20 protein-coding genes are annotated in these 21599 nt (G+C 36.4%); 9 read left to right on the plus strand and 11 right to left on the minus strand.

Features of this window, described 5'->3' with window-relative positions; genetic code table 11:
• Positions 1-20: 20 nt before the first annotated feature.
• Entirely contained in the window at positions 21-953 is a 933-nt protein-coding gene (locus AC07YT_RS01270; RefSeq protein WP_086546228.1) for a helix-turn-helix transcriptional regulator, read from the minus strand.
• A 189-nt stretch (positions 954-1142) separates the two neighbouring features.
• On the opposite strand from AC07YT_RS01270, the gene AC07YT_RS01275 reads away from it, so the two are divergent.
• The 4 genes from AC07YT_RS01275 to AC07YT_RS01290 are packed head-to-tail and all read left to right on the plus strand — an operon-like array spanning position 1143 to position 5722.
• Positions 1143-3206, plus strand: coding sequence for a TonB-dependent receptor plug domain-containing protein (locus AC07YT_RS01275; RefSeq protein WP_086546226.1), 2064 nt, complete (start codon positions 1143-1145; stop codon positions 3204-3206).
• A gap of 24 nt (positions 3207-3230) precedes the next feature.
• Entirely contained in the window at positions 3231-4316 is a 1086-nt protein-coding gene (locus AC07YT_RS01280; protein ID WP_086546225.1) for an HmuY family protein, read from the plus strand.
• 37 nt (positions 4317-4353) lie between these two features.
• A complete protein-coding gene (locus AC07YT_RS01285; protein ID WP_086546223.1) occupies positions 4354-4665 on the plus strand; it encodes a hypothetical protein in 312 nt (103 codons plus the stop codon).
• Position 4666: 1 nt separating this feature from the next.
• Positions 4667-5722 (plus strand): hypothetical protein, encoded by a 1056-nt coding sequence (locus AC07YT_RS01290; protein ID WP_145954236.1) that lies wholly within the window; start codon positions 4667-4669, stop codon positions 5720-5722.
• A 314-nt stretch (positions 5723-6036) separates the two neighbouring features.
• On the opposite strand, the gene AC07YT_RS01295 is transcribed toward AC07YT_RS01290, so the two are convergent.
• The 4 genes from AC07YT_RS01295 to AC07YT_RS01310 form a co-directional block, all read right to left on the minus strand.
• Entirely contained in the window at positions 6037-6216 is a 180-nt protein-coding gene (locus AC07YT_RS01295; RefSeq protein WP_010602585.1) for a BF3379 family histone-like protein, read from the minus strand.
• Positions 6217-6398: 182 nt separating this feature from the next.
• Positions 6399-6983 carry a biliverdin-producing heme oxygenase gene (locus AC07YT_RS01300; RefSeq protein ID WP_086546219.1) on the minus strand — a complete coding sequence of 195 codons (585 nt, stop codon included), beginning with the start codon at positions 6981-6983 and terminating at the stop codon, positions 6399-6401.
• Between the two features lie 75 nt (positions 6984-7058).
• Positions 7059-7478, minus strand: coding sequence for a response regulator (locus AC07YT_RS01305; RefSeq protein ID WP_086546218.1), 420 nt, complete (start codon positions 7476-7478; stop codon positions 7059-7061).
• A 1-nt stretch (position 7479) separates the two neighbouring features.
• Complete coding sequence (locus AC07YT_RS01310; protein ID WP_086546217.1) at positions 7480-9693, minus strand: ATP-binding protein; 2214 nt, start codon at positions 9691-9693, stop codon at positions 7480-7482.
• Between the two features lie 143 nt (positions 9694-9836).
• On the opposite strand from AC07YT_RS01310, the gene AC07YT_RS01315 reads away from it, so the two are divergent.
• A complete protein-coding gene (locus AC07YT_RS01315; protein WP_086546215.1) occupies positions 9837-10205 on the plus strand; it encodes a response regulator transcription factor in 369 nt (122 codons plus the stop codon).
• A gap of 4 nt (positions 10206-10209) precedes the next feature.
• On the opposite strand, the gene AC07YT_RS01320 is transcribed toward AC07YT_RS01315, so the two are convergent.
• Genes AC07YT_RS01320 through AC07YT_RS01330 form a run of 3 tightly spaced genes read right to left on the minus strand, consistent with a single transcriptional unit; the run spans position 10210 to position 11580 of the window.
• Complete coding sequence (locus AC07YT_RS01320) at positions 10210-11016, minus strand: mechanosensitive ion channel family protein (protein WP_086546213.1); 807 nt, start codon at positions 11014-11016, stop codon at positions 10210-10212.
• A 25-nt stretch (positions 11017-11041) separates the two neighbouring features.
• Positions 11042-11194, minus strand: a complete 153-nt coding sequence (locus AC07YT_RS01325; protein ID WP_494945129.1) for a hypothetical protein — start codon at positions 11192-11194, stop codon at positions 11042-11044.
• A 17-nt stretch (positions 11195-11211) separates the two neighbouring features.
• Complete coding sequence (locus AC07YT_RS01330; protein WP_086546211.1) at positions 11212-11580, minus strand: SpoIIAA family protein; 369 nt, start codon at positions 11578-11580, stop codon at positions 11212-11214.
• A 143-nt stretch (positions 11581-11723) separates the two neighbouring features.
• On the opposite strand from AC07YT_RS01330, the gene AC07YT_RS01335 reads away from it, so the two are divergent.
• Positions 11724-12842 (plus strand): alpha/beta hydrolase, encoded by a 1119-nt coding sequence (locus AC07YT_RS01335; protein WP_086546209.1) that lies wholly within the window; start codon positions 11724-11726, stop codon positions 12840-12842.
• Positions 12843-12927: 85 nt separating this feature from the next.
• Here the strand turns inward: AC07YT_RS01335 and ku are convergent, their stop codons facing one another.
• Complete coding sequence (gene ku / locus AC07YT_RS01340) at positions 12928-13698, minus strand: non-homologous end joining protein Ku (RefSeq protein WP_086546207.1); 771 nt, start codon at positions 13696-13698, stop codon at positions 12928-12930.
• 129 nt (positions 13699-13827) lie between these two features.
• Between ku and AC07YT_RS01345 the strand changes: the two genes are divergently transcribed.
• On the plus strand, positions 13828-16098 hold the full coding sequence (locus AC07YT_RS01345) for a glycosyltransferase family 4 protein (RefSeq protein WP_086546205.1): 2271 nt from the start codon (positions 13828-13830) through the stop codon (positions 16096-16098).
• A gap of 204 nt (positions 16099-16302) precedes the next feature.
• On the opposite strand, the gene AC07YT_RS01350 is transcribed toward AC07YT_RS01345, so the two are convergent.
• Complete coding sequence (locus tag AC07YT_RS01350; protein ID WP_086546203.1) at positions 16303-17769, minus strand: glycoside hydrolase family 130 protein; 1467 nt, start codon at positions 17767-17769, stop codon at positions 16303-16305.
• Between the two features lie 186 nt (positions 17770-17955).
• On the opposite strand from AC07YT_RS01350, the gene AC07YT_RS01355 reads away from it, so the two are divergent.
• Positions 17956-19047 carry a sensor histidine kinase gene (locus tag AC07YT_RS01355; RefSeq protein WP_086546201.1) on the plus strand — a complete coding sequence of 364 codons (1092 nt, stop codon included), beginning with the start codon at positions 17956-17958 and terminating at the stop codon, positions 19045-19047.
• Here the strand turns inward: AC07YT_RS01355 and AC07YT_RS01360 are convergent.
• A complete protein-coding gene (locus AC07YT_RS01360) occupies positions 19033-20136 on the minus strand; it encodes a metallophosphoesterase (RefSeq protein ID WP_086546200.1) in 1104 nt (367 codons plus the stop codon). The genes AC07YT_RS01355 and AC07YT_RS01360 overlap by 15 nt on opposite strands.
• A gap of 260 nt (positions 20137-20396) precedes the next feature.
• Here AC07YT_RS01360 and AC07YT_RS01365 point away from each other — a divergent pair, with 260 nt between their 5' ends.
• Entirely contained in the window at positions 20397-21599 is a 1203-nt protein-coding gene (locus tag AC07YT_RS01365; RefSeq protein ID WP_086546199.1) for a DUF763 domain-containing protein, read from the plus strand.

Consider the following 21599-nt stretch of genomic DNA (forward strand, 5'->3'; position numbering starts at 1 on the left):
CAAACGTTTGCGCTAAATTTCTAGCTTTTGTTTAAACTTCCCGGTAAAATATGGTACTGTTTTTTAAAAGCAGTGATAAAATGTTGTGCGTTTTTATAACCGACAAGAAAAGCAACCTCATTAACCGTTTTCTTTTCCTTAGAAAGAAAATAATGGGCCTTTTCCATCCTGATTTTATAGAGATAACCAAATACAGTATGACCTATTAATTCCTTAAAACCTCTTTTAAGCTTATAATCGTTAATACCAACCTTGCGCGACAGCTCCATTAACGAATTCGGATGCTGTAAATCGTACTCGACCAACTGTTTGGCCAGGAGAATTTTTTCTACATCTTCCTTTTTTAAAATGAGGGTCTGTTTTTCCGGTTTTTGATTAAAATAGGCAATAATCAATTCAAATATCCGGGCTTCCAGAAACAGGCGCTTTATCCTCCCCTCGTGCTTAGGGTAAATAATTTGCTGCAGTATCAAGCCGATTTCAGTGCTAATGGGTTTTTGGATGGCAGTTTTGGTATCCATAGTAGACTTTCCACCTGTGACCTGAAAAAAATATTGTTCAGTGAGTTGTATATAAAGGAACCTGGTTTTCGCTGTTATATTAAATCTGATTGCATTAACACTTCCTATATTAAAATCCTGCTCCTCTTTATTCAGTGATAAAAAATCATCTTGTTGATCATAACCATAATTGACTGAACCGCTCAGACAAAACAGAAAGCCAATATGTGGCTGAGAAGATTCAAAGTGAAAATTTTCTTCCTGATGAGGATGGACCTCAATAAGGCTAATGTGGATTCCTCTAAACCACTGCTCCTTTATGTGGTATTTTACATCATTTCTTTCCAACGCTACAGTCGTCTCATCTATATCCTTAAAGCTATCAAAGTTATCAGGATAGGTATTTTTATAAATAATATCTCCTTTTGGACAGGTTGAGAGTTTAATTTCCATCTATTTATACTGTTTCTTAAAATGTGATAAGGCTATCATGATTTCATACATCCTAATACTGTGATCGGAAAATCATGATGGTCCCATATTCATTTAATCCGTTTTACGGTATTAATTATCCGTTTAACGTTATCTGCTTTTTGTGATTATCTACAAATTTGCACAATTATTTATAATTAGTCTAAATAAATGAAGATATATTTATCAATTGCCTTATCGCTTTGTGGATTTGTTACTGTGGCTCAAGAAATTAAAGTTGATACTACAAAGGCAAATGATTTAAAAGATGTGGTGATTACAGGGCAATATGGACCGCAAACTTTGCGGAATTCGGTATACAATGTAAAAACAATAAGTGCAGCGCGGATTAAGTTAAGAGCAGCAACCAATGTGCAGCAAGTTTTGAATACCGAACTCGGTTTTCGCTTTAGCAACGATTTAACCTTAGGCACAACCGATGTTTCTTTAATGGGAATGACAGGCCGAAATATTAAAATTTTACTGGATGGTGTACCGATGGTTGACCGATCTGATGCCCGCGAAAGTTTAAATCAAATTGACATTAACACCATTGAAAGGGTAGAAATTGTTGAAGGTCCGATGTCTGTTGTGTATGGCACCGATGCACTTGCAGGGGTAATTAATATCATAACCAAAAATCCAGGAAAGCAATTGTTAAGTGTTAATGCACGTGTACAGGAAGAAACAGCTGGGAATGAGTATAACTTACTCAATGGCGCAGGTCAGCATAACCAGAACTTAAGCGTTAGCTGGCAGAAAAAAGGCTGGAGTGTGTTGCTTGGTGCATCGCATAACGAGTTTGGTGGCTGGAATTTAGCAAGTAAAACAGCCACCATAGCTGAAGTTAATAGTATTCTATCTCGCTGGAAACCCAAAGAACAATTTTTAGGCAATACCAAAATAGGCTATCGAAATAATAATTTTAATATCTGGTACCGTTTGGATGGATTAAAAGAGGATATTTTTGTAAGGAACGGACTAAATCCAAACAATTACAAGGGAATATTACAAACCTACACTACACACAGATATGCCCAACAGCTTCAATCGGAATATAAATTTAGCAATAAACTGCAACTATCTGCCATTGCCGGTTTTACAAAACTTGATCGAGCCACCAGAACGGTTATTCATGATTTTAGTAATAATACTGAGGAACTTTCACCAGGCCTAGGTGAACAGGATGTAGCTAAATTCAATTCTACAATATTCAGGGCTACGGCAATTTATATCCTAAACCAATTTGTTTCTTTCCAACCTGGTATTGAGTATAATAGAGATGCAGCCAGTGGACAAAGGATTAGCGGATCGCCTGTAATTAATGATTATGCCGCCTTTCTTTCTGCTGAAATAAAACTCTCAGCAGGTATAAACATTAGACCAGGATTAAGATTTATCAAAAATTCGGTTTACGATGCCCCTCCTGTTATTCCTTCTTTAAATACTAAATTTACTTTGACTAAAGATTTGGATTTTCGCTTGGCCTACGCCAGAGGTTTCCGCTCCCCCGCACTTAGAGAATTGTTTTATGATTTTGTAGATGCCAGCCATACCATATTTGGTAATCCAAATTTAAAGGCTGAAGAATCTAACAGTTTTAATGCTTCCTTGGCTTGGGCAGGCATACAAGGAAAGGATTTTCAATTTCGCTCTACCCTATCAGGTTTTTACAATTTATTTAAAAATCGTATCGAGTTTGGTATTTCTCCTGCAAACACATCGATCACTACACCCATAAATGTATCAAAATACAAAACAACTGGTGGAACTTTAGAAAACATATTAATCTTTAAAAATCTTCAGGCTACGCTTGGGTTGTCGTATATCGGACGGTATAATGATCTTCTCGAAGACAAAGATATAACAGCTCCAGAATTTGCCTGGGCTACAGAGGTAAATTCGAACATTACCTATACTTTTCCGAATGTAAATGGAAGCATTAGCTTTTTTTACAAGTATACGGGCAGTTTACCTAGTTATCAGCTTGCCACCAACAATACTGCAGTACTGGTAAAGATTGGCGATTTTCATACAGCTGATTTAATGCTAAACAAAAATCTGTTCAAATCTTTAGACATTAATGCGGGGATTAAAAATCTATTTAATGTTACACAACTCACCAATAGTTCAACCGCCAATGCTGGCGCACACAGTACAGGTGGGGCAGCTGTGGCTTATAGTTATGGTCGATCTTACGTATTAGGACTAAGTTATAACTGGTATAAACTCTAATAAAAACAATATAATCACAATAACATGAATAAATTTAACTCAATAATTGCTGTTGCTTTTTTAGCAGTAACATTTACAGCCTGTAAAAAAAATACAGACGAACCTATTGTTGTAGTTCCACCATCTGATGGAAGTACTTTAACATTAAATGGACTAATTGCTGCTGAAGCTGGAAGTGCTGCAGGAAATAGTGTTTATGTAGATTTTAGTACAGATAAACAAACTTCACTGGCAAGAGATAGCTGGGATTTAGGATTTTATTCTGGTGCGGATTTTAAAGTAATCTTAAATTCAACCAACGGTGCTTCGGCTTTACTATTAAAGGATAAAACAGATTTAAATTCTGTAACGAGTGCTGATTTTGATCCAAACGCGTTAAAAGTTGGTCAAGGTCAGGGCAATTTAACGTTAGTTGATGATGCTAGAGAGGCAAATATCACTAATAGAACTGCTATTGCAGCTATATCTGCAACTGAGGCTGAAAATAAAGTTTACATTATTAACAGAAAAGGTGGATCAGGAACAGTATTAGCTAATGAAGAACTTTATAAAATCAGAGTAATTAGAATAGGCACCACCGGCTACACTTTACAATATGCTAAAATAGCTGAAACTACTTTTAAAACATTAGATATTACTAAAAATACTGATGCTAATTTTCAATTTGCTTCCTTAGTAAATGGAGCAGCTGTTACTGCTGAACCTGCTAAAGCGAGTTGGGATCTTGTTTGGGGCTATAGCATGTATTGGACAACATCAAAAGATGTAAACGGTAATACAATTTATTTACCATATGCATTTTCTGATTTAGTTTTCATTAATAATTTAGGAGGCACATCTGCTGCAATTGTTACGATTACAGATACAAAAACTTATGCGTCATTTTCTGAATCAAACATTGCTGGAGAAACATTCTTAACGAATAGGGATGCAATTGGTTCAGGATGGAGAAGTACACAACCTGCTACTGGTGTTAACACAAAGGTTTTTTATTTGATTAAAGATACAGCTGGTAATGTATATAAATTGAAATTTATTTCAATGGGTGCTGGAGATGCAGGTACACGTGGTAAACCCGTAATCGAATATAAACTGATAAAAAAGGGATAAAATGAAAATAAGTTAAATAATAAATAATAATCTATCTATGAAATCTAAATTAAAATTGCCCATTAAACAAGTGGGAACCGCTGCCTTATTAATCAGCATAGCTTTTGCAGGATGCAAAAAGGATGAAACGAAAATTGAACCTGTTATTCAGACAACAAAACTCTCTGAAAATGAATTTTCTAAACTTCTTCAATATCTATCTGTAACCACAGGCGCTCCAAAGGATCAAATTGTATTTGATGAAAAAAAACAAGAATTTGTTGTTTACGGATGGTTCCACAAAAGTTTGGCCGATGCGCAATCGGAACACGAAAGTGCAAATGAATACAAAGCTAATTATGAAAAGTAAAATGAAAAAGCAGATTTTTTTTGTGTTAGCTTTCATAGTGTTAGCGCTAACATCAAAAGCACAGATTACTTTGCAAACGTTTCAAATAGGACATGATTATCTCCAAAGCAGTAATGCGCTTAAGGTACCTAATGCTGCCGTCGCTACTCCATTTAAATTTACAATTGTTACAAAAAGAGTTGTAGCCTCTTCTGGTGGATTTGTTTCAGGTAACTGTAAGATATCGTTATATTATACTGAGAACCAAAGTAGTGATTCCAATATTCCAGATGACCCTTCCAGTGTTTTACTAAAAGAAACAAGTATAACATCTTCAAATTATAAGGATGACTTTGCCACTTTAAAAGACATAGAGGCTTCACTGCCAGCAGCTAAGAGTAATGGTAAATTAGTTATCAGATTTGAATTTACAGACAACCAAAATATAAATCGTGTAAGTTACTCTTCAGTTCGATATAGTATTTACATAGTACCTCCACCAGTTGTTGTTACAATTACAAATAACATAATTAGTCTTTATAATAACGGTGTAAACTACCCTAGTACTGTTGGTTCAAAACCCAATATAACTCCAAATGAATATTATAGTGAATCATATGAAATTAAAAATGCCAGTGGAATTTTCGAAACAGCATTAACAAATGGTTATATTATCTCAGGTAATGAAGTAAATGGTGGATATATTACTGGCATAATGGCAAATACTAACGGTGGAACCTACAGGAGGGTCATAATTACGAGATCGGGAGCTCGTAGCTATAGTAATGAAATTATAGTTCCGCCAAGTCCAACAGCAACACCAAATACATATACCGTAACCAAAACGGAAGTATTTGATAGCAATGGACTGCTGATAGGTAATAAGATAAAGATAATTCTAGATCATCCGGATCCCAATATTAGATTTAGAGCATTAATTTTTGGAGCAGAAGATCCACAAAATACTCCGATAAATAGTGACTATGAGTTTTTCATTCCCTATATAGATACAATTGTAGCAGCAGGTTTAACTTCTAATGCTGGTAGTAATTTGACTGTTACACCTACTTGGAAATAAATTATCGTTTATTTCTGATAGGATAATAAATAAAAAATATGTTTTGTTAGTTGGATAAAGGCTCTCCGCGATGGGGAGCTTTATCTTTTATAGGGATAATGCGTTTATTGGCGTCAGGCTGAATTTATTTCAGTATCTATATGATACCTCATTAAGACCCTGAAACAAGTGCAGGGCGACGATTGCGCTGCTTCCTGAGACTTAATGAAGCTCAGCAACAAAGCGCCCTAAACTTCGTAAGACTGGCTAACATCCATAAACGCAAAAAGGGCCCTGGCATACCAGAACCCTTTTTGTTTCTTACTCGCGAAATATTATTTTCCAGAGTTTTTCTTGTCAGTTACTTCTGCACGGATTTCTTGTGCTAAAACTTTAAGATCTTGCATTGCTTTACGCACACGAGTACCAGCAGCTGCATTGCCAGCATTATAAAATTTTTCTACATCTGCTTCAATAGCAGCAACAGCAGCTTTAACTTTTGAGAATTTTTCCATCGCTAATTGATGTTTTTAAGGTTTAAAAAATTTATTTTTTCAATAATACATATTTACCTTGAATTAACAACAGAAAGCAAATATTTATTTGAAAGAAGTTTTGCACATTTACACAATCAAAAAAATGCCCTGGCACTATTATAGAGGTATTTTTTCAGATTTTACGATCAAAATCCGGCAACTTAATTGAGTTGTTTAGATAAGTTGATCAGGTTATTGAAGGTTAAGTTGGCGCTATTTATACAGCGATTATAATCCACCTCAGCAACCACCTGGTTTATTATGGAGACAAATTTTTTCCATTTTGCACTCAGTTCTTCGCCATAAACGCCGTAATAATTTAAGCCATCTTCGTGATCTTTAAAATTGGGATTGGCTAAAATATGCCTTTTAATTACGTTTCCGCCCAATGTAGCCCCCTCTAACACATAAAGTGCGCCTAAAACTTCAGCAGTATTTTTTTCTGGAACAAACAATTCAAAATCTAAACCCGGTAATGTTAAACTATCTATATTCCAATAATTTAAGTCTTGTTCTAATGCCGCGAGCTTTAACCTGTCCTTCATTTCCAGTTGCTCAGCAATATTTGCATCTAACCTATTCGCAAGCGTATTCTCTAATTTCTGGTGAATAATATAATTAATGGTTAACAGCTTTTTATACTGATCAACGCTTAAAGAATTGTTCATAATCTCATTAACAAACATTAAAGATTCTAATGTTTTATGGTTTTCTGCAGTTTCAGTTCTCAATAAATTGGCAATCATAAAAGGAAATTTAATTATTAAAAAGAAAAGATTCGGATTTAATACCCGAATCTCTTCCTATTATTTTATAGTATTTTAATTTAACCTTAGGTGTTGGTTAAACCAGAAATCGTGTACAGAATGTACGCATTTAACCAGGTTTTCATAACCATCAGGTTTGGTTAGGTAAGCATTGGCGCCAAATTCTATTGATGCCTTAACATCGTCAGGATTATCAGATGTAGAAAACAAGATTACTGGTATCGTTTTCAGATAAGGAATATCCCTGATGAATTTTAACAGGTCGAGCCCAGACAAGCCCGGCAAATTCAAATCAAGCAGAATTAATTTAGGCTTGGTTTTACTTTCAGCAAACTTCTGAAGTTTTTGTAATGCTTCTGTCCCATCTTCAACTATAGTTAAATTCAAGGTATCCTTAACCTCTTGTAATGCACTTTGCATAAAAAATGCATAGTCTACATCATCCTCTACATAAAATATATCTGGTGTTTTCATTTTATCTGTTTTTAAAAGCTACAAAAAAAGTTGATCCTACATTTAACTTACTTTCAAACCAAACCCTGCCACTGTGTTTTTCTACAACCCTTTTTACAATTGCTAAGCCCACTCCTGTGCCTTCTATATCCTTAACATTATCCATCCGTTTAAAAAGTTCAAAAACCCGGTCGTAATAACGGTTGTCAATTCCTATCCCATTATCTTTAACTGCGTAGATAATTTCTCCTCCATCTATATACGCAGAAACCTCAATTTTAGGTTTATCTACCATGGCCGAGTATTTTACTGCATTACCAATCAGGTTGGTAAAAACCTGACTGATCATGGTTTTATCTCCTTTTATATTAGGTAGTTGACCTAAAACCAACTCGGTATGATCTGCTTTAAAGGCCGACCACACTTCGCTCTTTATTTCTTTTAACAAAGATTCTACCTCAACTGTTTCAAAATTTATTTCAGAACGCCCCACTCTTGCTAAATTTAGGATCTCTTTTATTAAGAAATTCATTTTATCCGCGCCTGTTAAAATCCTGCTTAGCATTTTTCGGCCATTTTCATCAATACTCTTATTCTTAAGCATAAGCTCTGCATAAGTTTTGATCGAGGTTAACGGAGTCCTTAAATCGTGCGAAATGGTATAGCTAAACGTATCCAGTTCTTCATAAGCAGCCTGCAGTTTTTCGTTAAGCAGTCTGATTTCATTAGCCTTTTTATTAATATCGGCAATAATAATTTCACGTATTCTTAAAACTGAGGCGATTTCTTCAGCCATCCACTTTTCTGAAGTGTTATTAACTACCTGCGACCAGATTTCGAATGATTTCCGAGGAGATAGGTTTAGCAAGCCATTTTCAGAAGGAACTACCGGTTTTTCGGGGTTTCCGGCCCAATTTACAGTAGTAATGATTTCGGGTTTAAACCAGATAATCATTTCGCCCAGTTCTTTATTTAATATACAGGAAAGAATTCCAGAGGCAATTGACTTGTATTTTTTAGCCGGAGAATGGATTTCAGATAATCGATGCGTATAATATATCGATTCATCATTGGTGGTTTTCAACCATTCGGAAAGTTCCAGTATTTCTTCTTCTGATGGCACATTTCCAATGGTTTTAAGTTCATTTTCGAAAATGATGGCCACACCCGAAGCTTTGGTTGCATCTAAAATGGTTCTTTTGTGGCCGGTTATGGCCTCAACTAAATACTTATCACGGTTTAAATGTTCGACCAGAACATTAGCCGTGCTTTTAAATTGTTCAATAACCTCTGCATCTTCTTCTTCCTGGCGATATTCTAATGCTGAAGAAAGAATCTGCCCGATTAACTTAGCGCCTTCTCTGGCTTTATAATCTATAAATTTAGGGCTATAGTTATGGCAGGCAATTAAACCCCATAATTCGCCATGAGAGATGAGGGATATGCTGAAACTCGAATGCACACCCATATTTTTCAGGTATTGAATATGTATGGGTGATACCGCTCGTAAACTGCCATTAGTTAAATCGAGTGCCTCGTTTTCTTTAAAAGTAAGAATTGGCGAATCTGGCACATTTACATTGGCAATTAGCCTGGTTAAATTTAATTTATAAAGTTCTCTCGCCTGTTTAGGAATATCCGATGCCGGGTAATGTAATCCAAAAAATGGTTCTAAATCGGCTTCCTTCTCTTCTGCTACCACTTCGCCATGACCATCATCTAAAAATTTATAGATCATAATCCGGTCGTAATTGATTAGCTTTTTTACTTCCAGGGCAGCACCTTTTAATAATGCTGAAACATTTTTCCCCTGAAGCATAGATGACGCAGAACGACCAATGGAACTTTGAATATCGAATTGTAAGGTTACGGGTTCAAATTCTATTAACCAGTCGCTTTTTGATGAAGAAATAATCAAATAAAAAGGAAGGCCGTTAATTTCAACAGGATGTGGGCTAATGGCATCAAAGCTTTTCCGGATAATACCCAGTTTAAGCAGGTCTTCGATATTAAAAGCCGGATCTTGTTGTTTAATAAAATGATTTAAAACCGGAAGTGGTTTGTTTAATAAGCTTGTGGCTTGCGCTGCCAAAAAAACTCCTGCATTTTCACTAATGTAGGTAATGGATAGGCTATTCTTATCAACTGCTACCAGAAAGCCATGAGATTGAATCTTACCAGGAATATGAATGGGCTCTTTATCGCAATTGGTTAAGTCTACAGAAAATTTAGTCATATGTATTTGATATTGCAGCGTATTTTATTTCACGAATTAACAAATTTTAAGCCTATTTTTAGAATGACTCTAATTTGCTAAATTCGGATTTGAGATTTGTTTTTTATTATATATTTGTTTGAATTTTTAAAATCATCCCAACTTTGGCAAAGAAAAATATTTTGGTTATTGAAGATAACCACGCAATCTTAGATGTTATAACCCTTATTTTAGAAAGCGAAGCTTTTAATGTGGATGGATTAAACAAAGGTGCTGATTTTATTAACCATGTTCATCAATTCAATCCGGATGTGATTATCATGGATATTATGCTCCCTGACGCTGATGGAAGGGTACTTTTAAAAGAACTTAAAGATACCGCGACGACACAGCATATTCCCGTTTTAATGATTTCTGCCCGTTATAATGCAAACAATTATACATTAGACGGAATAGAAGCAGATGATTTTATGTCTAAGCCTTTTAACATCGACGAACTAATGGATAAGATTTATGCATTGCTGAGAAAATAGATTTTTAATCGGCCATACCAGGTAATTTTATTCCTCCAAGTTTTAGGTTTTTCATCAGTACTTCTAAAAAAGAAAGTTTAGTATCGGTAAAACCATGTGCTTTAACCCAAACATTTAAGCTTACTTTAAATCCACTATCCTCTAAAGCAGACACTCCAATTCTCCTTTCCGGTGTTTTGAGGCAATCTTTAAATTCATCGACCGTTTTATTGAAAACCGTTACAATCTTTTCATAATCGATGCCATAACTAAATTTCATTTCAAAATCTAATCTCCTGCTGCCTTCTCTGCTGATATTGATAATTACTTCGTTTGATAATTTGCCATTTGGAATAACTACCGTTCGATTATCGAAAGTTTTAACAATGGTATAAAATATCTGGATCGATGTTACGGTTCCCTCCTGATTTTGGGCAATAATATTATCGCCTACCACAAAAGGTTTCAGCAGTAAAATCAATACACCACTGGCAAAATTTTGCAGTGTCCCTGATAAAGCTAAGCCTGCAGCAACCCCAATACCACCAATTAATACGGTTAAAAAAGTAAGTTGAATGCCAATAATCTGCATCACGGTAAGCACCAACAAAATTCTTAAGGTTATCAGCATTAAACTGGTTAGAAATGGCCGCAGTGATGGATTTACATCTTTGCGGTGCATACCTCCCTGCATCCACTTTCCTAATAACTTAATTAGCCATAGTCCTAAAATAAGCAGCGCTATGCCTAAAATTACAGACGGTCCTTTATCAATTATCCAATCGTAGGCTTTATCATAAAAATGGTCAATATTACTGGCATCAATCTTCATAAAACTAAGGAATATCTTCTACTGATTACGGCTTTTTATGTTTCACAAGTGCATCTTTACTTACACTTACTTTCTTTGCATCTTTGGCTGATGTTACTTGATCATCAGCGCCTTTAGCTTTTGCATTTTTCGGTGCGGTAGCCTTGCTACTTTCTTCCGCTGTTTTAGAATTTTTCATGAGCTGTTGTTTAATAATTAGTCTTCGGCATTTAACCAGGCTTTGGCTTCTTCTATTTCTTCTGGTTTAAAGCCTTTAGATTTACCGGGTGTAGCTACTGTAAAAACATCAGTAAACCACTCCACTCCTTTTTCGGCACTTACTACGGCAATTTTTTTCCATTTGGTAAAATTTTGTAAACCGGCTTTAACATCCTGTACCCATGCGCCTGCTGTAAAGTTTTTCACATCAGTTTCTAAAACAAGCAGATACCTGATTTCTTTAAATCGTTCGGCGGTTCTTTTTAAACCGGTTAACAAAACGCTCTTTACATCTTCGCTAGTCACCTCTCCTGTAGCCCTTACCCCAAAAATATGATCCGGTAATCCTGTTATTTCTGTTAGCATAAAATTTCGTTTATTTAAGAACACACTAATTCGCCAAGATGTTTGCTATTTAAGTAAATTCTAAAAAGTTGTGAGGCGATGAAAACACTATCTGATTGATACTGTTATAGAAACATGTTTAATAAAAACAATAAAATATCGCTATGAAAACCAACTCAATAAAGTTTAGTACACTCATTTTCGGGGTGGCAGTTTCGCTCTCTGCTTGTACGGGAGGAACAAAAACGACGACAACAACTGATTCGACCATAACCGATTCAACATTAACAGCAGGGTTAAAACCTGCCGGACCAGCTCCCGAATGGGGAAAAACAATAAAGCCGGAAATGCAGGCGGTAATGGAAAAATTAAGTAGTTATGGAGATAAACCTTTAGAAACTTTAAATGCGACTGATGCGCGTAAAAATCATACACCAACGGATGCGGTAATGGATTTGGTAAAACAAAACAATATTCCCATACCAGTTGCTCAGGTCGATACCATAGGTAAAGATATTGATGCAAGCGGAGGCAAAATTCATTTGCGTATTTATACGCCAAAAGCAGGAAATGGTCCCTATCCGCTCATTGTTTATTACCATGGTGGTGGTTTTGTTATAGCCAATTTAGATGTTTATAACGCATCGGCACAGGCTTTGGCCGAGCAGGTTGGTGCTGTTGTGGTTTCTGTAGCTTATCGTTTAGCACCCGAAAATAAGTTCCCTACGGCGCATAATGATGCTTTTACTGCTTACGAATGGGCGATTAAAAATGCGGTAGAATTAAAAGCCGATCCAGCGAAGATTGCAGTGGTTGGCGAAAGTGCAGGCGGAAATTTAGCGGCAAATGTATCTATAATGGCTAGAGACAAACACATCATGCTTCCTGTGCACGAGGTTTTGGTTTATCCTATTGCGCAGGCAGACATGAATACAGAATCTTACAAAATGTATGAAAAAGCAAAACCGCTAAACAAAGCGATGATGGGATGGTTTACTAATCAGTACCTGAACACCATGATTGAAGCACAGGATCCTAAAATATCATTGGTTAATGCCAATTTAAAAGGACTTCCACCTACGACGATTATTACCGCAGAAATAGACCCTTTAAACGATGATGGTATCATGCTGGCTGATAAACTTAAGGCTGCCGGGGTAAGGGTCGATCTTAAAAACTATGAGGGCGTAACACACGAATTTTTTGGTATGGCTATCGTTATTCCGGAAGCAAAAGCGGCACAGGCTTATGCAGCAGATCAATTGAAAGCTGCTTTTAAATAGAAAGAAGTTCATTGGAGTGATTAACACTCCAATGAACTTCTTGTATAGCGCTTAGCGTTAAGCGGTTTCAACAACGCCAAACTAACTACGCCCCTTTCTTCGAGCCCAAACTCTGCATCAATTGCTCATATAAATCGTCGCTTGAAGCTTTTTGTGGTTTCATCTTTTTCACTGTGGCGCGTTTTCCTTTAGATTTCGCTTTGATTATCTTCAATAATTCAGTACTGTAATCATCTTTAAAAGCGCTCAAGTCGAATTTGGAGCTGTATTGTTTAATCAATGCTAAACCCACATCCATTTCCTTTTTGGTGATGGTAATATCATCCACCTTATTAATTTCTGATAAGCTTCTGATTTCCTCCTGGAACCTGATTTTAGTAATTACAATCACATGTTCCATCGGGTGGATTACACATAAATTTTCTGTATTTCTTAATACAAACCTGGCCACACCGGCCTTGCCCGATTTTTCTAAAGCCTTTAGCAATAATCCATACGCTTTTTTGCCCTGCTTTTCGGGTTCGGTATAATAAGAAGTTTCGTAATAAATAGGATTAATATCTTTTATATCAACAAAATTCTCTAACTCAATAATTTTAGTTTTTTCAGGAGCGGCCTCTTCAAAATCGTGTTTGTCTAAAACAACATAACTGTCTTTTAAAAAATAGCCTTTAACAATCTTCTCGTAAGGTACTTCCTTATGTGTATTTTCATTTACCCTTAGAAATTTAATCTTCGCATGATCACGTTCGTCGAGCATATCTAAATCAAGGTTACTATTCTGGACGCCCGAGAATAACTTCACCGGGATATTTACCAAACCAAATCCAATCGAACCTTTCCATATTGATCTCATAGCTAAATATTTACTTACTAACAAGTGGCCAAATCAGATTGTTTTGGCTTTATTAAGCGTATTTTGAGGAAATCACAAACTATTTAGATAATATAATGTTATTTAAGTATCAACCTACTTGAAATACTTATGAAAATAGCCTATATTTCAACCTATCCTCCTCGCGAATGCGGTTTAGCTACTTTTAATCAGAACTTAGTGAATGCCCTAAGTTTAAATCCTGCTTATCATTCAGAGAAAAGCTTTGTTGTTGCATTAAATGAATCAGATGATGTTAATGAACACGATTACCCGAGCGAAGTAAAATTTGTGATACGCCAGCAAAATCAACAGGACTATATCGAAGCTGCTGATTTTATCAATAACAGCGATGTAGATACTTGTATCATTGAGCATGAGTTTGGTATATATGGTGGTAACAGTGGGGTGTTTTTATTATCCTTAATCAACCGACTAAAAAAGCCATTCATTACCATTTTGCATACGGTTTTAAAAGAGCCGAATTTTATGCAGCAAACCATTATTAAGGAGATTGCCGTTAAATCTTCTAAAATAGTGGTCATGAGTAAAAAGGCAGTCTTGTTTTTGACCAGTATTTATCAAATCCCTAAGGCTTCAATCAAATTAATAGAACATGGTGTTCCGGATCTGGAACCTATACCAAATAACGAAATTGCGCAAAGTGAGCTTTTTGCCAATAGAAAGGTACTGTTTACTTTTGGTTTAATTAGCCGGAATAAAGGTTTAGAAACGGTGATTAAAGCTTTACCCGAAATCGTAGCGCAACATCCTGATGTTTTATATGTGATTTTGGGGAATACCCATCCTGGCGTGGTGAAACACAATGGTGAAGAATATCGCGATAGTTTGAAAGCATTGGCAAAAGATTTAGGCGTCGAGAATAATATTGCTTTCGTTAATAAATTTGTTTCCGAAGAAGAATTACATCAATATTTAACGGCCTGTTATTTATACATCACACCATATTTAAATGAAGCCCAGATAACCAGTGGTACTTTATCATACGCTATTGGTGCAGGTGCTGCAGTGGTTTCTACGCCATACTGGCACGCTCAGGAGTTATTAGCAGATAACAGAGGCAAATTATTCGATTTTAAAAATGATGTACAGCTGGCAAAGATTGTTAATGAACTATTAAGCGATCAAGATAAATATCAAAAACTGAAGCAAAATGCATACGAATATGGCTTAAACCTTCGCTGGCCAGCCATTGGAAGTGTTTACCTTAACGCATTAAATGAGGCTCTGGCTGATGGAAAAAGACCTGAAAGAGTTACGCCTCCTATCATTGATGTAGAAGGGATGCCAGCGCTTAACTTAAATCATATTTCGTTATTAACAGATGATACCGGAATTATACAGCATGCCCGTTTTGGCATTCCAAATTTAAAAGAAGGCTATTGCATCGATGATAATGCAAGGGCATTAATTATGGCATTAATGGCCATAGAGCAGGATAAAAACCCTAAAGCTTTAAAATTCATGCCTGTTTACCTCAGTTTCATTCAATATATGCAAACGGATGACGGAAATTTCAGGAATTTCCTGAGTTTTAACCGCAATTATCTGGATGAGGTAGGCTCTGAAGATTCTTTTGGCCGTACCATTTGGTCATTGGGTTATTTAGTTTGCAGTGCACCTAATAATTCTTACCGTGAATTCGGCAGGGAATTATTTTCACATTCGATTCCCCATTTTAAAGAATTAAAATATCTCCGTGGAAAAGCAAATACCATTATTGGGCTGTCTTATTACCTGTGTGCCCATCCTGGTGATGAGTTAATCACAAAAGAAATCAATATGCTGGCCAATTCATTAATGGCATCGTATAAAGATAATAAAGATGGCGACTGGCATTGGTTTGAAGATATTCTGACCTACGATAACGCAATCCTTCCTTTGGCTCTGCTTCATCATTACGAAGTTACCGGCAATGCGACATCCTATAAAATTGCAATGGAAAGTATTGCGTTTTTGAATAGCTTTTCTTTCGAAAATGGATACCTAAATCCTGTTGGAAATGCGGGATGGATGAAAAAACATGGTAAAAATCCGATATATGACCAGCAGGCTATAGAAACAATGGCCATGGTGTTACTTTATGCCAAAACTTTCGAGGTGACCAAAGATGATAAATACTTAAATTTAATGCATATCAGTTATGAGTGGTTTTTAGGGAAAAACAGTCTGCATATTCCCTTATACGATTTTGAAACCCATGGTTGTGCAGATGGATTACAGTTCAACAGTGTGAATAGAAACCAGGGGGCTGAAAGTACCTTAGCTTATTTCATCTCTCATTTGGCCATATTAAAGGCTGCAGAAGCAGAATACGAAACCTTGTCTTCTCCTTTAGTGGAGGCAGATAAGTGTAGCTAGATATTTAATTGTCTCTGAAATAAAAAAGGCGGGTTCAGAAATGAATCAGCCTTTTGTGTTATTTTCTTGTACAAATTGAGTTAAAATGATCGTTTACCCTGATCTGTTTCAGGGTTTTGATGACCAGTAAGATGCTCAACAAGTAGTAGTGACAGCTTTCGGGTGGAATTACAACTTATGATTTAGCCTGATGAAAGCTATATCTTAATTATTCTCCAGTAATTTAGCCAGTAACAATTCGAGGTTTACCGTCGCAAACGAAGAACTGTAATCAGATAAGCCATAGGGAATAATCAATTCACCATTGCTGATAATCGAACCGCAGGAATATACCACATTGGGTACATAACCTTCGCGTTCATCATTATTCGGAATAATTAATGGTTCTTTTAAATGGCCAATTTCTATGCTCGGGTTTTCAAGATCCAATAAACTTACACCAATACAGTACCTGCGCATGGGGCCAACACCGTGTGTAATTACTATCCATCCTTTATCTGTTTCAATCGGAGATCCGCAATTGCCAATCTGCACCAATTCCCAATCATATCGCGGTTGCTTTAAAAGGATTGGATTTTCCCAAACATTCACTTTATCAGAAAACATCAGGTAATTGTTCCAGCCGTCTATCCGGCTCATCATCACATATTTCCCTTTAATTTTTCGCGGAAATAGGGCCAGGTTTTTATTCTGAGCACCATCACCATATAGCGGAATCACTTTAAACTCGTAGAAATCCTCGGTTTGCACCAGTTTGGGAATAATCAAAGAACCATCAAATGCGGTATAGGTTGCATAGTATAATACTTTGCCATCATCTTTAATAAACTTAACAAAACGTGCATCTTCAATCCCTTTACGCTCAAATTCTGAAATCGGAAAAATTACACGGTCAGAGATATCTGTATCTTTAGAAAATGAAATGGTATGGTAAGTGTCTGACAGCCAGAGCACTTTATCGTATTCAATTAAACGTGCGGGATTTTCTTTGTGCAGACTTTTAGAATCTTTAATGATATTACTCAGGCTGGTATATTCAAATTTATCATCCAGTTTCGATTCAATTTCTTCCAATACAGAAGGATCAATCTGCGCATAGGCTGCTTTTTTCAGGAATAGTTTCTTCACGTAAATGGCATTTTTTACCACTTCAGCTTCATCAACGTAATTTCCAACAGGTAAAACCTGAATATTGTTATTTTTATCAATTAAAGCACGACGGAAAACAATAGAAGAAATGTGGCCTTCTCCAACAGCCCTAAAACTGATGATTACCCGTTTTTCCCCTTCAACCAGATCGGTCTGATCAGGGTCGTCTACAATACTCGGATTGAAAAAAGCGGCAGATTCAATAGAATATTCGTGGGTAAAATAGGCACCAATTAGCAATTTGGTGTATTCATCAATATCTTCTATTTCAGTACCCAGGGCAATAAACTGCTTTTTTAATTTTTTGCAGTGACGGGTTAAAATTTTAGTGATGTTGCGATGCCTTTTCGAATATTCCTGTAAGATGGGCGATATCAGTGAAAACACTTTTTCATCTGAAAACTCTAAAACCTTCCTGATGACTTCTAATGCTCTCTCCTCTCCGTTAAAAAAAAAACGTGCAATAACTCTTTTAGTATCCGGGTTAACCTTAACAGGTTTACGTTCTATGTATAATCTCATTATCTAAACTGTTTTGGTAGTAATTTTAACGCTTTCTGCCCTATTTCCTCCAACTTTATATTAACGAAATTTACGACTTAATTGTTTATATTATTTACAGTATTTACGCATAATTTTTACCTTTAGCTATTCATCCTTATAAGTAAACTAATAGCTATTCATCCTTATAAGTAAACTAAAACCTTAATGCATTACGAAAAAGCAGATAACATGATTCCATCAGATGAAACCTTGCGTTTGGAAAAATTGAGATATTATGAGATTTTAGATACAGCTGAAGAAAGGGCTTTTGATCAGATTGCACAATTGGCTGCAGAAATATTCGATGTTCCGAATGCGGGTATCGGTTTTCAAACAGATGGAGACTTCTTTATGAAAGCTCAATTGGGATCATTTATCGGATTACCTTTAAAAAATGATGCATTTACTTTTTTTGCCTCTATGCCAATCAGCTCGCCTGAAGGTTATGAGCTTGGTTTGATTTACGCGGCAGATATCGAATTTAAGGCGGCTACAGCACAGCAACTTAAAATGTTAGGGTTATTGGCAGATATGGTAACGGAGAAACTCGAATCCAGGATTTCGATCAGAAGAACTTTCAGGGCTTATGATGATCGTTTACATGTGCTTGTTCACGACCTTAAAAATCCCATGACCACCATTTCTTTACAGTCAGAACTGTTGGGACGGATTCCTGGTGTTGAGGAAAGGACAAGTTTAATTGCGGATAAGATCAATACGCAATCTAAAAGGATAATCGAAAATCTGAACAATCTTTTAATTTCAGCGCGTAAGGAAGCCCATTCCTTTAAGCCTAAAAAAGCAAAGGTTGACCTGAAAGAAATACTCGAAGAGGTAAAATTTAATTTAGATTTAGCGCTTAAACTGAAAAAGCAAACTGTTATCATCGATTTTGGAGCGCCGGTAGAAATTTTTGGTGATGCTGACAAACTTAAGGTCATTTTTAGCCAATTACTCGACAATGCCATTAAATTTTCTTCAGGCGGAAAGGAAATTCACATCACACATCAGGCTTCAGAAAATGAAGTCACCATTCAGGTGAAAGATAATGGTGTAGGTTTAACAGAAGAAGATCTGGATAAAATTTTCTTAAAATTCGCCACCTTAAGTGCTGTAGCTACAGATCATGAAAATACTTATGGTTTGGGGTTAATCACCGTAAATGCTTTAGTGGATATACACAAGGGAAAGTTATGGGTAGAAAGCAAAGGAAAAGATTTGGGTACAACATTTTACGTTATGTTACCCATTAAATAGGTTTAAATCTGCTAATTCGCTGATTTTCATTTCTTCAAGCAAAATTCTTTCAGGAATCGCATTTCTGTGGTACGACCATTTTATTAATCTTATAAAGCCATTTTCGATTTCTATACCTGTCATATCGCCATCACTAAAACAACAGCATCCGCTGTTAAAGTAGCCTGGTTTATATTTGCCAATACGTGGTGTTTTGGCTCTTTCTTTTATCACTTTATGAAGTTCTGCATTTAAAAGCGCAAGATCTTCGGTGTTCTTTTCTCGTTTGGCTTTATTCAGTTTGATATAAATGCGTTCCAGATGTGTTAATGAGGCGAAAACCGGCTGGTGTGTATGCCCGGTAATTAAAGCCATATTCTTTTTTGCAGCTACCCAGTTGTACATTAGTGCATTGTGTGCGGTTTTAAGTTGATTGCTGTACGCTGGTGTATTCGGATTAATTTGAAGATACGATTGCAGTGGTGCCCAAACCGTACTCACAAACCATTTGCTAAACCAGTTACCATCACTCTGTAAATCGCCCTGATGTCCGTGGGTTAAGAAAATATCAAGTTTACTTTCTCCAAGCGGCATTCTTAAAATTGCCCCTTCATAAATTCTGATTTTGGTCCCGTAAATTCTATTGAGGTTAAATCCCGCTAAAGGATCATTATCCCAATATAAATCATGGTTGCCGAATATTTTAGTGAAGTGATTTTTTGAGATAAAAGCTTTTTCTGCTTCGAAAGTTTCCTTATTGTGCTTGATTACAGATTCGAGTAAATTCTCCCAAAGTTCCTCGCTATCGCCCAAATTGATATAATGGAAATCCTGTTGATTGTAGTATTCGAGTGCCTTAAGGTAATTCTTTTCAGCTAAGGTGAAATCATCGGCATAATCGCGGGCACCTTTATGCTGATCCGATAAAATGATAAATTTATCTGTATCGGTAACATCAAAAATAAGTCCCCGTTTCCCAGGTGATGCATTGATGGTTTTGTACAGTTTATTTAAAGCAGCGTGGATGCGTTTACGGTTAGGCCTTGAACCAAACTTATTCGACATGCGAATAATCCAGGTACTGAGTAAACGTTGTAAGAATTTCCGCATGTATGAATGAGTCTTCGCCAGTATTATTGTTCCTCAAAATAACAAAAAATATCATCAATCGTTTTTTCTGAAAAGCAATAGTGGTAATTCTTAGGTTAGGTTCGGCCTTGCTTTCCGTTTTATGCCGATAAAAAATCGGCATGCTCACTCCAATCAAGTTTAGTTTACACCGGATAATCGCTTTTATTAATGTCAGGTCCTTTCTATAGCCAATAAAATAATGCTTTTTTTTAAATAATATTTTACTAAATTTGTTAGTATTGAAAAGATCAGGAAGCGCAGATTTACCGCTACATTATGGGCATGTACCACCATGGCTGGCACAGCGTATGGCTACACTTGGTTTAGCGATAACCGAAGCGATACTATTAGAATATGGTAAAGCAGAAGTAATACGCCGTTTAAGTAGTCCTTTTTGGTTTCAAAGCCTGGGCGCCGTAATGGGTATGGACTGGCATTCCTCAGGAATTACCACATCGGTAATGGGTGCTTTGAAGAAGTCGATTAATCCCTTGTCAAAAGAGCTGGGGATTTATATTTGTGGAGGCAAAGGGAAATACAGCAGGGAAACCCCAAACGAACTTTTAAAAATTGCCGATCAAACAGGCTTAAATGGAACAGCGCTGGTTCGGGCCAGTAAACTCAGTGCAAAAGTAGATAATACAGCCATTCAAGATGGTTTTCAACTGTATCTTCATAGTTTTATTTTAAGCAACGAAGGCGATTGGGCCGTGGTGCAACAAGGCATGAGCGATAGCAGCTCGACAGCAAGAAGGTACCACTGGCATTCTGAAAACTTAAAATCTTTTGTAGAAGAGCCTCATACGGGTATTTGTGGCATTAATCAAGGCCAGATTTTAAATCTAACCGATAACGATGCCGATAAAACAAGGCAGAGTATGATGAGCATGACAACTGAATCACCAACTCGAATGCTTGGTGAAATACAAAAATTGGTCATGCCCGATCATCATGAAGTAAAATCGAAAGATGTCGATTTAAAACGTTTAGGAAGTATACTATGGCTGGCACAGGAAAAACAACCGGGTAATTTTGAGGAATTATTATTACTTGAAGGCATGGGACCAAGAACTTTACAATCAATGGCTTTAGTAAGTGAGGTGATTTACGGTACACCTTCACGGTTTACCGATCCTGCACGTTATTCTTTTGCGCATGGCGGTAAAGATGGACACCCCTTCCCTGTTCCGGTAAACGTTTATGATGAGACCATCAGTGTTTTGCAGAAAGCCATTGAAAAAGCAAAGATTGGAAATACCAATAAACAACAAGCGATAAAATCGCTGCATCAAATTGCCCGTAATGCAGAAAAAGACTTTGTTCCGAATATGGATTTTGAAAAAGTAATTCAAAAAGAACGTGCGGAAAGCTGGAAATATGGTGGCAGAACCATTTTTGGAAAAGAGAAGCCACCAAAAGATGAGCAATTGAAGTTGTTTTAA

The organism is Pedobacter sp. GW460-11-11-14-TSB4, assembly GCF_059423705.1.

Bases quoted from the DNA above. Each gene is read 5' to 3' on its own strand.
- AC07YT_RS01320 (WP_086546213.1), bottom strand. From the start codon at position 11,016: ATGAAGATTGATGCCAGTAATATTGACCATTTTTATGATAAAGCCTAC.
- AC07YT_RS01275 (WP_086546226.1), top strand. From the start codon at position 1,143: ATGAAGATATATTTATCAATTGCCTTATCGCTTTGTGGATTTGTTACT.
- AC07YT_RS01295 (WP_010602585.1), bottom strand. From the start codon at position 6,216: ATGGAAAAATTCTCAAAAGTTAAAGCTGCTGTTGCTGCTATTGAAGCA.
- AC07YT_RS01300 (WP_086546219.1), bottom strand. From the start codon at position 6,983: ATGATTGCCAATTTATTGAGAACTGAAACTGCAGAAAACCATAAAACA.
- AC07YT_RS01355 (WP_086546201.1), top strand. From the start codon at position 17,956: ATGCATTACGAAAAAGCAGATAACATGATTCCATCAGATGAAACCTTG.
- AC07YT_RS01285 (WP_086546223.1), top strand. From the start codon at position 4,354: ATGAAATCTAAATTAAAATTGCCCATTAAACAAGTGGGAACCGCTGCC.
- AC07YT_RS01290 (WP_145954236.1), top strand. From the start codon at position 4,667: ATGAAAAAGCAGATTTTTTTTGTGTTAGCTTTCATAGTGTTAGCGCTA.
- ku (WP_086546207.1), bottom strand. From the start codon at position 13,698: ATGAGATCAATATGGAAAGGTTCGATTGGATTTGGTTTGGTAAATATC.
- AC07YT_RS01330 (WP_086546211.1), bottom strand. From the start codon at position 11,580: ATGCTAACAGAAATAACAGGATTACCGGATCATATTTTTGGGGTAAGG.
- AC07YT_RS01345 (WP_086546205.1), top strand. From the start codon at position 13,828: ATGAAAATAGCCTATATTTCAACCTATCCTCCTCGCGAATGCGGTTTA.
- AC07YT_RS01325 (WP_494945129.1), bottom strand. From the start codon at position 11,194: ATGAAAAATTCTAAAACAGCGGAAGAAAGTAGCAAGGCTACCGCACCG.
- AC07YT_RS01360 (WP_086546200.1), bottom strand. From the start codon at position 20,136: ATGCGGAAATTCTTACAACGTTTACTCAGTACCTGGATTATTCGCATG.
- AC07YT_RS01310 (WP_086546217.1), bottom strand. From the start codon at position 9,693: ATGACTAAATTTTCTGTAGACTTAACCAATTGCGATAAAGAGCCCATT.
- AC07YT_RS01280 (WP_086546225.1), top strand. From the start codon at position 3,231: ATGAATAAATTTAACTCAATAATTGCTGTTGCTTTTTTAGCAGTAACA.
- AC07YT_RS01270 (WP_086546228.1), bottom strand. From the start codon at position 953: ATGGAAATTAAACTCTCAACCTGTCCAAAAGGAGATATTATTTATAAA.
- AC07YT_RS01305 (WP_086546218.1), bottom strand. From the start codon at position 7,478: ATGAAAACACCAGATATATTTTATGTAGAGGATGATGTAGACTATGCA.
- AC07YT_RS01350 (WP_086546203.1), bottom strand. From the start codon at position 17,769: ATGAGATTATACATAGAACGTAAACCTGTTAAGGTTAACCCGGATACT.
- AC07YT_RS01335 (WP_086546209.1), top strand. From the start codon at position 11,724: ATGAAAACCAACTCAATAAAGTTTAGTACACTCATTTTCGGGGTGGCA.